We start from the raw sequence: 10,179 nt of genomic DNA, 5'->3' as shown, positions 1-10,179 counted from the left end.
AGAGGCTTCCGCCAGTTCCTCCTGCGCAGCATCGACAAGGTCAAAGCCGAATGGGCCATGATCTGCATCGCCCACAACCTCGCAAAACTCGCCGCCGCACGCTGAGGAGAACCTGTCTCCCCAAAAAGCTTCAGAACCCGCCTCGCTTAATCCTAAGTCCATTATAGGGACAGGCTCCTAGATCCAAACCCGCGGTTCGCTATCTGGTCCGCCCGTCGTCTCGCGTTTCACCGCGCCGGTGGGCATCGACGCCCTGCTCCGCGCCCTGGCGCCGGGCATTGGCAAGCTCCGAAAGCTCGTTCTTCAACGCATGCCGGCGGGTTTCGATCTCCGGCATGTCCTTGACGAATTGGTGGATCTGCAATGCGAGCGCATGATCGCGCGCCGTTCCCGCGCGCTGCAGCTCAACCGCGTATTCAAGATATCTTTGCCGGATTGCGTTCTGACGTGACCGGATCCGGGCGTCCCAAGGTCGTTCTGTCGTCTTGCCACCCCTCACGTCACGGAGAACCTCCTCCCGGGCCAGCCGATCGACGTCGGGCGCAATCTTTCGCTTGCGCAAAGCGAGCACCACCCCGCGATCAGCCTTTCGAACCCGTCCCCGGGTTCGCCGCGGTGTTGCCTCCGCTGCGATTCCGCGAAGCCGGAGTTCGCCGGCAAATCGTTCGCGCCAGGCCTGAAGATCCGCCTTGCGGGGATTGATGCGCTTGCCGTCATGGCCCAGAGACCGAATGGTCAAGTGCACGTGGGGATGCTTGTCATCGAGGTGCTGGACGAAGACGTAGTCGTGATTGTGCCCGAACGTCTCGATGGCAAACGCGCGGACAGAATCCTTGACCGCGACAGCATCGGTTCCCGCCGGCATCGACAGGATGATATTGATCGACAGCGACCCATCGCGGCGGCGCTTATCGTCGAGACTGGCGTCATCCTCCCATCGTTGCTGCAGGTCTTTCAATCCCGACCGACCCGTCATCGCCGCGCCCTGCTCTGTTTCCGCATCGAGCTCACCATTTCGAGTGACGTATGCGAGGTGCGACTTGAGATGCGCCACGCCCTTGGTACGACCGGTAATCTTGACCATCACCTCTGGCACTCGGCCCACGATGCGTTCGAGCTTTGCACGCATCGCTGGTGCCAGGCGGCGGGGAGCGGCCGGATCCGGAATATCCCACTCCGCCCGCCTCGGGCGCCGATTGGGCGTTTCCCAAACATATGAGATCGGCGGCAGTTCGGCGACCAGGCCAGTTGGTCGCGGTGAGCGGCGCCGATTCATCACCGTGCATCCCAATAATCAGCGTTGCCCTCCAGCGCACCGCGCAATCGCGCGAGCGCCATCTCGATCACGAATTGAGACTCTCGAATTGCGGACAGATCAGGCTCAACCGCCCTGCCCTGCAGCACACTGGTGTTTGCGGCCCGGGCGATCTGGTTGATGTTACCGCCGATCCGGTTGAGCTCGCGAACGATTGCCCGAAGCGCGGCATGTTCCTCAGGGGAATGCTGCACCGGGGATGCCAATCGCGACCGCACCAGCGCTACGATCCACCCGGTTCGGGTCATGCCACGCTGATGAGCGATCTCGGCGAGTTGCCGCATCTCGCTCTCGCGAAATCGCACCGTCACTTTGTGCGGCCGGCCGACCGGCAACGCCGAGATGCTCCGTGCTGGTGCATTTAGTGCCTCAGCAATGAGGCGCCGCAACAGCGCGGACTTGCCGCCCTGGGTGGCAGCAAGAGCTGAGAAATCTGCTGCTACCTCGTCGGCGACGCGAAGCGAGATCAGAGCCATCTGGTCCAATCCCAATCGCGACGTAATACATCGCTGGCGCGAAGCCTATCCTGCACTAGAAAACGCGAATCTCTCCACCCCCTCCATGTTGGTTCAAACCAACGGGACCGGCATTCAACGCTCGAGAGCTGCTGCAGGTGAGATCCAACCCAGCCGTCGATCGATGCGGAGAATTCCTCTTGGAATGACGCAGCCGTCGCCCCTAATCCTTGTTCTCCACGAACCCCGCGCGTGCAGATCGGCAACATCGGCACCGAATATGTGGACCGCGGCTTTCCAGCAGCCTCCGGCCTCTCTACGGCGCTGTGGGGGGCGCGTTCGGCCTCCGGCTGCTGCGCTAACGCGCCATCCTTCGGATGGGAAATCCGCTCCGCCGGCGCACGAACTGTAGCAGCGTTTCTGAGGAGGCTGTCTAAGACAAGCTTCATGCGAACAGGATCTCTTCAATTGTGACCGTCGATGCCGGAACCTCTTCTGCTACTTCTGCGCCATCGATCAGCAGCACGGCATGGCGTGAGCCTTGAGACGCAAGTCGATCGACCAGAAGACAGCCACTTCGATCTTGGTGACGCACTCTGATCGTCAGTGATGTGCTCATTCGCTCGTTCCGATCGACCGAAGAGTCGGAGGGCTTTTCCGCGATCGCCGTCACACGGTCTCTCTCTCTGGGTCGCAATGCTACTTGCGGTGCGACCTGGCTTCGTGGTGGTTGATCTCCAGGGGACCCCTCGCCATCAGCAGGGGAACCACGAACTTCCATACGAACTTTGCGAGCCAGTTGACGGGCGTGCGCGTCGGTGAAGCTCTCCTGTGCTGCGCATATGGTCTCGACGGCATTGGGCTGCTCACGCCAAGCCTGGTAGAGTTCATACACAGCACGGATTGATGAGCCGGCAAGCTTCGATCGGAGGAACTCCGGCATACTCTGGACCGACGCGTAGCGAGAAACCCAGTCCTTAGGCTTACCGAGCTTGCGTGAGATGTCAGCTTGGTTATCACCCCGCTCCAAGCGGTCCGCGATGAATGCCGCAATTTCGGGAGCATTGAGGTCATCGCGCTGGATATTCTCGATCATCTGAACATAACGATCCACGGAACCAACGGCATGAACGAAAGCCGGGATGTCACGAAGCCCGGCGCGCTTAGCAGCACGATACCGCCTCGCACCCATGATGATCACGTACCGGCCTTCCTCCGTCGCTTGCCTCAGCACGATCGGTTGCAGCACGCCATGCTGACGGACTGATCCCGCAAGCTCCTCGAGCTTCTGTTCGTCGAAGCTGCGACGAGGCTGGTCCGGATCTTCGTCAATACGGTCGATGGCGATGCAAGTCGGTTGCCCGGTTGTGGCAGCACCATCTTCCGCGGTGTCGATGAGCTGCTTAAAGCTGAGATCAAGCGCCATGTGCCGTCTCGTCCATCTGCGCGACGATCTTGGCGAGAACATCGCGGATTTCCCGACCAGCCTCCTGCGCAGAGCGGCGCTTCAGCTTCCAGACCGGCACGCGTTCGGCGACGGCCTCAGCGTAGCCGTCCCTTGCAACAATCTGGCCCGGAAACACATACTTGCCGGCCTCGCGCAAGAGTTGCTCAAGATGCGTCCTTTGACGGGGCGACTTCGTGTTGAAGTTCGAAGGCAGCAATCCGAGGAACTTCGTATCCTGGCGGCCATAGCGCCTCTGCACGCCGATCACGGTCTGCATCAGACCTTTGACGCCCTTGATCGAGTAGTCCTCCAGATAAATAGGGGCCAGCACATGCGACGCCGCCACCAAACAGCCGACACTGCGCAGTCCAAGTGATGGCGGCGTATCAATTACGCAGGCGTCGAACTGATCCGACGCGATAGCGAGGTTCTCTTGCAGAGTCGTTATGGCGGCCGCATTGCTGCGATCGAGATCAGTCAGCGAGCTATCGGCCGGCGCGAGCGTTAAGCCTTCGTCTTCCCGAGGTACGATCCGTATCCCCGGCTTGAACAAATCCGCGGCTAACGTTGAACCGGCGTAGTGCCTCAACGTGTCCGACGCATTGCTCTGCGCATCAACGTCGATCACAAGAACGCGGAGATCCGCTTCCGCCATGAACCAAGCCAAATGCACAGCAAGCGTCGTCTTGCCGACCCCGCCCTTTTGATTGTTGATGACAATGGTCTTCATCTTAAGGCCCGAAATGGATCTAACAGCGCGGGAGTCATGTCCTTGTCCCATCATGTCCTGGGGGATGTTGGTTTGAACCAACAGACGGATTGCGAATCCGATCACCGGAACGATCCCGGAATTCATCCGGCGAATCCCCTGCCAGAAGAGTCAGGTCAGTTCATAGCCATCGAGGGGAGCAAACTCCGGGACGCGAGGCTGGGATCGTGCTCGTTGCTAGGGCTCTGCGACACGGTCGCGAGAGGATCGTCACGCGAAGGCGCGGAGACCGCTTCTGGGCTCCGGGAGCGTCGCCGCGGTCTGTTCCACGGCCTTGGTGTCAGACGCGCAAAATCGAAACAAGACGGAGCTCGTCCCATGACAACTGCCAATGAGATCGCCGAAAAGATTGCAGCCGAAGACGACCTGACAAAAGCTAAGGCGAAAGCCATCGTCGATAGCGTGTTCAAGGCGATCGCTGATGTGGCCGTGAGCGGAGCCGAGACGAGCCTTCCCGGGTTTGGCAAGTTCAACGTCAAGGATAGCCCGGCCCGAGAGGGCCGCAATCCGTCGACCGGGGCAACGATTGCGATCGCAGCTTCCAGGAAGCTGACCTTTACGCCTGCCAAAGCCATCAAGGACGGTCTCAACGGAGGAGCGGACCGTAACGACGGTGCATCGTAAGATGCAAGAGGAGGGGGCTTATGCCCCCTCCTCGGCTGCGAGCGCTTCGTTGCGTTGGTTGATGAGTTCGGCCAGTTCGACTTCGAGCGCCTTGCGCTCCACCGGCGTGAACACGCATTCGCGCAGCTCGGCGCGCAATTCTTCAATGGTGTCGACGGTCATGATCGCATCTCCGGTAGAAGGGAAGCGGGCCCCGCCTCGCGGCGGAGCCCGCTGGCTGGAGCTTCAGTCCCGGTTCGGCCGGGACCAGATCAGTTGGAGGCCTTCCGCGCCTTCGACCTCGATCAGGGTGGCGTAGATCGGAGCGGGAAAGCTCGGATCGTCCAGCTTAACCGAGAGGTAGTCCCGCTCCGTGTCCTTAGCGGTCTTCTGCCAGGCCGCACCCAACTCGACGTTGCCCGAGTAAATGCGGAAATGCGGTCCCTTGTCGGAAGGGCTGTCGACGCGGATCAGCTTGGCCTTAACGTTGAGGTTGAGCGTCTTGATGGCGCCGGAGAAGCCGTTTTAGGTCAGCTGGCAACCGTCTTTCTGAAATGAAGCGGTTGATCCGATTGCGACAATTTCTGAAGGACACTTTACAGTGTCCTTTTGTCGGATTTGCGACGCCCCGAGGTGGGGCGCCGCATCCGAGCAGTGGCCGCATCAGCGCGACCAGACCAATGCGTAGCCGTCATCGACCGCGACGAGGTTGGCGTAGATCGGTGCCGGGAAGGACGGGTCGTCGAGCTTGACCGAGTGGTAGACGGTGTTGTCCTTGGAGGTCCGCTGCCACGCGGCGCCTATCTCGACATTACCGAGCACCACGCGCAAGTTCGGAGCCTTCTCGTTCTCAGAGGGTTCGGCCGGAAGGAAGCGCGCCTTGAAGTTGAGCGAGAGCGTCTTGATGGTGCCGGTGTATGAGCCGTCTTCGGCGCGGGTGAAGGTGCCAATCTGAGCCATGGTAATCTCCTGTTGCTGCTTCCAAGCCCGCGACCATCGCGGCCTTGATGGCGATCTTTGAGCGCCGCAACGATCGACCCGCAGCTTCCTCTGGCCCGCAGCGCAGCGGAGGATGGCGGGCTGAGCGATCTTGTTGCCTCGCGAGGAATGCCGCCGCTTGGCGGCAGGGGAAGAAGATCGCGAACAAGCCATTGCGGGTAAAGGTCGGCGAGCGCAGCGAGCGTATTGTGGCGCGTGATCCGCCAGAAAAAGGCCGCTATGGACGTGGGCCTAAGCAGCTTGACAGGAGGGCATCGGCTCAAGGCACCTCACCGCCGCCGCGATCGCAACACCACTGGAGCAACAGCGCGATCGAGCCACAGCGGTTTGCGTCCTCCGATCCCGCTCCAACGGAGAAGGCTCAATGTTCGTGCAGATGGCGTCGTCATGGCCGCTTCGGAGCGGATCCAAGGTATGCTCGTGAATCCGCCGCGGTGAGAACGGCATCGGCGACGCACGAGTCATTCGCTCGACGTTCGCAGCATTGCGGGACCGCGCAAAGCCGAGATCTCCTTGGTCAACTGGGCGCTGCGGCGCTCGGCCCTCTCGGCACGGCGTTCCGCCTCGATGGCGCGTCGTAGGAGACCCGCATTCTTGGTCACGATCTGCCGGACCTGCTGCTGCATGTTGTCGATTACACCACGCTGTTCGGCGAGTGTGTCGCCCATGGTGGCGATCCGATCGGGTACGCTTTGCCGCCGGCGGGCCTGGATGAGGTTGTCGAGGATGTCACGGTGATTGGCGTAGATGGCGTTGCGGCCGACGCCCGCCTCGCGCGCGAGCGCGGCGACGGTCAGACGTCGGATCGAAGCGGCGGATTGTTCCGCGGATCCATCCGTCAATCGATCGAGCGCCGCGCGGAGCTTCTCGGCCGTAGCCTTTATGCGCCGATCATCTGGATTTGCGGGGGGTCTCTTGGGCATGGGCCTCTCCTGCGGCGGAAAGATCGGACAGAATACGTTCGCACTCGGCGATGCGCGTGTTGGCGAGAGCGAGGCTCGGCCCGTCGAGGCGTCGGTCGGCGATCAGTGCCAGATTGCGGTCGAGGCGCGCCTGCCAGACCGGCCGATGACGCTCGGTGACGGCGAAGTTGGCGCAGCTTGCGCAGGTGCTCTGGGTGCGCCAGAGCGGGTTTGGACCACGATCGTCGCCCATGCAGGCGGCGGTCTCCACGCGGTAGACGCAATAGCCCCAATTGCAGACGCCGAGCCGCATTCCGCTGTCCTCGATCAGGAAATCGATATAGGCGGCAAGCTCGCCGTCGCGCGTGCGGCCGCGGAAACGCGATCGCGAGGACAAACGACGCCCGCCATTGCCGGCGAGGCGCGAGGCGGTGAGCAGCTCCTCGAGAGCGAAACGCGTCTCTTCGAGGGTCTGTGCGTCCACGAGCTCGCCCAGATCAAAATCGGTACCGACATAGGCGCTGTCGGTCATGATGCGAGTCACATGCCCGAAGTGATGCTGGAGAGCGTGCAGGCCGGTGGGATCGCGCTTGCCAACGAAGCGGGCGAAGGTCTTGCGACCCTGATGCGTGGTCAGGTGCCAGGGCGTGCCGTCGCCCTGACAAGGCAGATCGATGAAGGGAGCGAACCTCTGGTTCAGCCGGGTGATGAGAGAACAGCCGGTCGGGACCTCCGGCGCGCGGCGGTCGACGACGCCCCTGCCGGCGAGGGAGAGCCAGAGCTCCGACCGGCCCGTCTCAGCGCGAAATGGCTCCGACAGATGATGCAGGACCTCGACGGCGCGCAGGACGGGTGCCGGCGCCGGCCAGAGATGCGGCGTTCCGGCGTCAGTGCCGGCGGTCTTGAAGATCCGCCCGCAGAGATAGCTAAAGGATTCGGCGCCATCGGCGGATGGGCGCTCTTCGACGCGGTTCGCTTGAAGCGAGAGAATCTCTGACACGCGCGCGCGACCAGATAGGAGATGGTGACGAAACACGCCTCCTGAATCCGGTTGATCAGCAGGCGCAACTCCCTTGTGCGGGTCAACGGAGGGTGCAGGCGACTCCTCGCCCTCGATCGTGGAAAAGCGGAACGAGGAGACGAGCGCGCGGACGGCCTGCCGGTGGGCGAAAGGCGAGCGGCCACGATCGTCCTTGCGAAACGGCACGACACGATCGCGCAGCGCGATGACGTCGGCGGCTGGTTGCCCGATCAGCCGGATCGCTGCCGAGATGAGCGCAACGGCGATGTCGTCCGGCGTGTGGGGCAAGCGCTGGATGGTCTGGCGGCCGAAGCCGGAGAACCGGCTAGCGCGCTCATCGGCGAAGGGATGCTCGCTCGGTGGGCAGGCCAGTCTGGCTCTTTGCTGGAAGAGGCCGATCAGTAGATTGGCGTATGCCTGACGGGTGCCCGGTCGGAGCGGCATGCCTGCATGCCGCGTCGCTCCGTGACGGATCGCATGAACTCTTTTGCCGCATCGGTGTCCAACTCGTCGAACCCGTGCATGCCCCGGCCCGCCATCCATCGGATCAGGAAGCGCAGCTGGACGGCCACTGTCACGAGCGATCTGGCCTGAGCTTGCCGGCGACCGACAGGAGGATCGACGCGAAGCGACCATAGGAAGGTGCGGGCATCCTCCAGCCACCGATGCCATCGCGGATCGGTGAAGCGACTGCCGTCCGGCAGCTCGAATGCCCAATCGACGCGAAATTGATGACGACGCAGATCGGCCCGCGTATGGTCGAATGCCATTGCGCATCGGTCCAGATCGATCGTGACGAAACGCGTTGCGCGGCATCGAAACGGTGGCGCCGCTCTGATTGTGCCGGCATGGTCATTCCAACTCCGGGAGCAGCGGCATCCCGGTGGCGAGCTTGCGGGCGGGCTCGTGCATGTTCGCGGGGAAATCCGGGAGGATGTCCTGGGTGAGAATGCGCCACGACGGGGCATAGAGAAGGCTCCAGCGCTTCGGATCGAGCCGTTTACGTGCCTCTTCGAGCCGATCGACAGCGGCGAGGATGCGCGCCAGATGCCCGACATCGATCGGGACGACGAGGCCCGGACAAGCGAGGCAGCCGCCGAACTGCGGGCAGAGGCGATCGACGCCGTCTCGGCCGGGAGCGACAGGAGCCAGGCACTCGTGCCCGAAAGGGACGGTGGCGCGCAGCTTCCCGAAGGCCGGCCGAGGCGTGTCGCGCTCGGGGCCGAGCACCCAGTTGATCATCTGCTCTTGCAGGTGCGCGATCGTTTGGCGCTGGAGGCGGGTCGTCTCCTCGCTCTTGAGATAGGTCTCTGTCGTTGCGACGCTGGCATGGTTCAGGATCGATTGAGCGACGAGAACGTCGCCGCCGGACGCGCGGTAGTGCTCAGTCGCCACGCTTCCACGAAATAACGCCGGCGCAAAGTCGGCGATCGGCTCCGGCAGTTGGTCCGGATAGTCCGTGTTCCACGCGTCGATGCGTTGGTTGGCGCGCTCGATGAATCTGAGGATGGCACGCCTCAGAACGGTGTGTTCGATGACCCCGGTGCGGCTGCGAAGCGAGCGGCGCGAATGCTCCTTATGGATGCTGCGCGTCAGGAAGAGTCGATCTTGCTCGTTTGGCGGTGCTGTGGCGATGATCGGTTCTGTCAGCGCCAGCATCATCTCGATCAGGTTGGGTGCGGCATCTCGTGGGCAAAGGCTCCGCTCTCTGCTCCAGAGGTCGAACCGTCGAGCACAATGGCGAGGACCGCGGTCTGGCGTATGCCGATCCCAGCGCAATCCCGGTTGTCGGTCGTCCTCGTTCCCTGCTGGCTGTGCCATTGGATTGCAAACGCCATATCAGCCGTTGCCCAACTGGCTCAATGCGATGAATCGGTCGCGAACAATGTCAGCACGCCCCTCCGGGCCGCGAATATTCCCTTCGAGAAAATGATCGAAGTCGCGATCTGCGAGAAGCGCTCTGAATTGCTCGGCAATGTATAAGCGAATGTCCGCATCGGCGGCGGCGACTTCGTCAACCAATTCCTCCCGCCCGTCGACGAGCAGGAGAATGTCCTCGGCGTCGCGGCTGCCGATAAGGTCCCCACCACCTCTTCCGCGATAGGCCTCCAGCTTCGTTGCGATGAACAAGGGCGGCGTAAGACGACGAATCGTAATGGCATCATCCAGTGGCGTCTCAACAGCAGTTTCGATGCCCTTTGCGTACCAGCGATTGCTGAAACCGAGGATCTTCTCGTCGTCGGGCATGAAGTCGACCTTGAGTTCACCAAGCTTCATCCGACAGATGACATTGTCGTCGGGTGTCTCGGAAAAACCCTGCGTTCGCAACTGATCCACCAGCTTTGCCCACTCCGGGAAGCCGGCGAGATCCACGATTAGGTCGACATCATCTGTCGATCTGACACCTTCGAGGGTGACCGGATCCGTAATGTAGAGAGCGGTTGTGCAGCCTCCGGCGAAGACCAGTCGCGCGCGCAGCTCGTCGCCGAGCGCGCCGGCGACTGTCTTCAGCATTTCCTTGAGATGCCCCTGGATGGTCACCCTAGCATTACAGTTGCCTTTTTGTTTTGACGTGCGCGCGCTGAGCGGCCGCCTGATGAGCTCTACGCCAGAATGACCATGCGATGATGTGTGCGGGTTGAATACGGTTTCGAGCGAGTCTGATGGC

13 protein-coding genes and 1 pseudogene are annotated in these 10,179 nt (G+C 62.1%); 2 read left to right on the top strand and 12 right to left on the bottom strand.

Translation table 11 applies throughout. From position 1 onward, the window contains the following. The coding region (locus C7G61_RS41180; RefSeq protein WP_145963526.1) for a transposase at positions 1-105 on the top strand (105 nt) is incomplete at its 5' end. Positions 106-199: 94 nt separating this feature from the next. On the opposite strand, the gene C7G61_RS41175 is transcribed toward C7G61_RS41180, so the two are convergent. The 4 genes from C7G61_RS41175 to C7G61_RS41160 all read right to left on the bottom strand — a co-directional run bounded on the left by C7G61_RS41175 (position 200) and on the right by C7G61_RS41160 (position 4,073). Further along, on the bottom strand, positions 200-1,129 hold the full coding sequence (locus C7G61_RS41175) for a relaxase/mobilization nuclease domain-containing protein (protein ID WP_244608738.1): 930 nt from the start codon (positions 1,127-1,129) through the stop codon (positions 200-202). 146 nt (positions 1,130-1,275) lie between these two features. Continuing rightward, entirely contained in the window at positions 1,276-1,791 is a 516-nt protein-coding gene (locus C7G61_RS41170) for a plasmid mobilization protein (protein WP_108523238.1), read from the bottom strand. Between the two features lie 424 nt (positions 1,792-2,215). Continuing rightward, on the bottom strand, positions 2,216-3,196 hold the full coding sequence (locus C7G61_RS41165) for a ParB/RepB/Spo0J family partition protein (protein ID WP_108523237.1): 981 nt from the start codon (positions 3,194-3,196) through the stop codon (positions 2,216-2,218). Next, positions 3,186-4,073, bottom strand: a complete 888-nt coding sequence (locus C7G61_RS41160) for a ParA family protein (RefSeq protein WP_244608737.1) — start codon at positions 4,071-4,073, stop codon at positions 3,186-3,188. The genes C7G61_RS41165 and C7G61_RS41160 overlap by 11 nt, the downstream gene beginning before the upstream one ends. Before the next feature lie 231 nt (positions 4,074-4,304). On the opposite strand from C7G61_RS41160, the gene C7G61_RS41155 reads away from it, so the two are divergent. After that, on the top strand, positions 4,305-4,610 hold the full coding sequence (locus C7G61_RS41155; RefSeq protein ID WP_108523236.1) for an HU family DNA-binding protein: 306 nt from the start codon (positions 4,305-4,307) through the stop codon (positions 4,608-4,610). 18 nt (positions 4,611-4,628) lie between these two features. On the opposite strand, the gene C7G61_RS45350 is transcribed toward C7G61_RS41155, so the two are convergent. From C7G61_RS45350 to C7G61_RS41125, 8 genes and pseudogenes are all read right to left on the bottom strand, one after another. Beyond that, on the bottom strand, positions 4,629-4,772 hold the full coding sequence (locus C7G61_RS45350) for a hypothetical protein (protein ID WP_190242241.1): 144 nt from the start codon (positions 4,770-4,772) through the stop codon (positions 4,629-4,631). A gap of 63 nt (positions 4,773-4,835) precedes the next feature. Next, positions 4,836-5,114, bottom strand: a pseudogene (locus C7G61_RS41150) (DUF736 domain-containing protein); the annotation flags it as partial. 138 nt (positions 5,115-5,252) lie between these two features. Continuing rightward, the gene (locus tag C7G61_RS41145) at positions 5,253-5,549 is read right to left on the bottom strand and encodes a DUF736 domain-containing protein (protein ID WP_108523234.1); all 297 of its coding nucleotides are present in this window, start codon (positions 5,547-5,549) and stop codon (positions 5,253-5,255) included. A gap of 500 nt (positions 5,550-6,049) precedes the next feature. Next, positions 6,050-6,511 carry a hypothetical protein gene (locus C7G61_RS41140; RefSeq protein WP_108523233.1) on the bottom strand — a complete coding sequence of 154 codons (462 nt, stop codon included), beginning with the start codon at positions 6,509-6,511 and terminating at the stop codon, positions 6,050-6,052. Continuing rightward, positions 6,480-7,955 (bottom strand): site-specific integrase, encoded by a 1,476-nt coding sequence (locus tag C7G61_RS41135; protein ID WP_202975833.1) that lies wholly within the window; start codon positions 7,953-7,955, stop codon positions 6,480-6,482. Before C7G61_RS41135 ends, C7G61_RS41140 begins: the two co-directional genes overlap by 32 nt. Next, entirely contained in the window at positions 7,910-8,281 is a 372-nt protein-coding gene (locus tag C7G61_RS45625) for a hypothetical protein (RefSeq protein ID WP_202975832.1), read from the bottom strand. Before C7G61_RS45625 ends, C7G61_RS41135 begins: the two co-directional genes overlap by 46 nt. An 82-nt stretch (positions 8,282-8,363) precedes the next feature. Beyond that, on the bottom strand, positions 8,364-9,170 hold the full coding sequence (locus C7G61_RS41130; protein WP_145963799.1) for a site-specific integrase: 807 nt from the start codon (positions 9,168-9,170) through the stop codon (positions 8,364-8,366). A gap of 180 nt (positions 9,171-9,350) precedes the next feature. Then, positions 9,351-10,179, bottom strand: an 829-nt coding sequence (locus C7G61_RS41125) for a hypothetical protein (protein ID WP_420836842.1), incomplete at its 5' end; no start/stop codon positions are given.

Origin of the sequence: Bradyrhizobium algeriense (assembly GCF_003062295.1) — a bacterium.
GTDB classification, from domain to species: domain Bacteria; phylum Pseudomonadota; class Alphaproteobacteria; order Rhizobiales; family Xanthobacteraceae; genus Bradyrhizobium; species Bradyrhizobium algeriense.
This window is presented reverse-complemented; position numbering and strand designations above follow the sequence as displayed.

What these genes read in the sequence shown, in the direction of transcription:
- C7G61_RS41175 (WP_244608738.1), bottom strand. Translation starts at nt 1,129, where the DNA reads ATGCGTGCAAAGCTCGAACGCATCGTGGGCCGAGTGCCAGAGGTGATG.
- C7G61_RS41170 (WP_108523238.1), bottom strand. Translation starts at nt 1,791, where the DNA reads ATGGCTCTGATCTCGCTTCGCGTCGCCGACGAGGTAGCAGCAGATTTC.
- C7G61_RS41165 (WP_108523237.1), bottom strand. Translation starts at nt 3,196, where the DNA reads ATGGCGCTTGATCTCAGCTTTAAGCAGCTCATCGACACCGCGGAAGAT.
- C7G61_RS41160 (WP_244608737.1), bottom strand. Translation starts at nt 4,073, where the DNA reads ATGAATTCCGGGATCGTTCCGGTGATCGGATTCGCAATCCGTCTGTTG.
- C7G61_RS41155 (WP_108523236.1), top strand. Translation starts at nt 4,305, where the DNA reads ATGACAACTGCCAATGAGATCGCCGAAAAGATTGCAGCCGAAGACGAC.
- C7G61_RS45350 (WP_190242241.1), bottom strand. Translation starts at nt 4,772, where the DNA reads ATGACCGTCGACACCATTGAAGAATTGCGCGCCGAGCTGCGCGAATGC.
- C7G61_RS41145 (WP_108523234.1), bottom strand. Translation starts at nt 5,549, where the DNA reads ATGGCTCAGATTGGCACCTTCACCCGCGCCGAAGACGGCTCATACACC.
- C7G61_RS41140 (WP_108523233.1), bottom strand. Translation starts at nt 6,511, where the DNA reads ATGCCCAAGAGACCCCCCGCAAATCCAGATGATCGGCGCATAAAGGCT.
- C7G61_RS41135 (WP_202975833.1), bottom strand. Translation starts at nt 7,955, where the DNA reads ATGCCGCTCCGACCGGGCACCCGTCAGGCATACGCCAATCTACTGATC.
- C7G61_RS45625 (WP_202975832.1), bottom strand. Translation starts at nt 8,281, where the DNA reads ATGGCATTCGACCATACGCGGGCCGATCTGCGTCGTCATCAATTTCGC.
- C7G61_RS41130 (WP_145963799.1), bottom strand. Translation starts at nt 9,170, where the DNA reads ATGCTGGCGCTGACAGAACCGATCATCGCCACAGCACCGCCAAACGAG.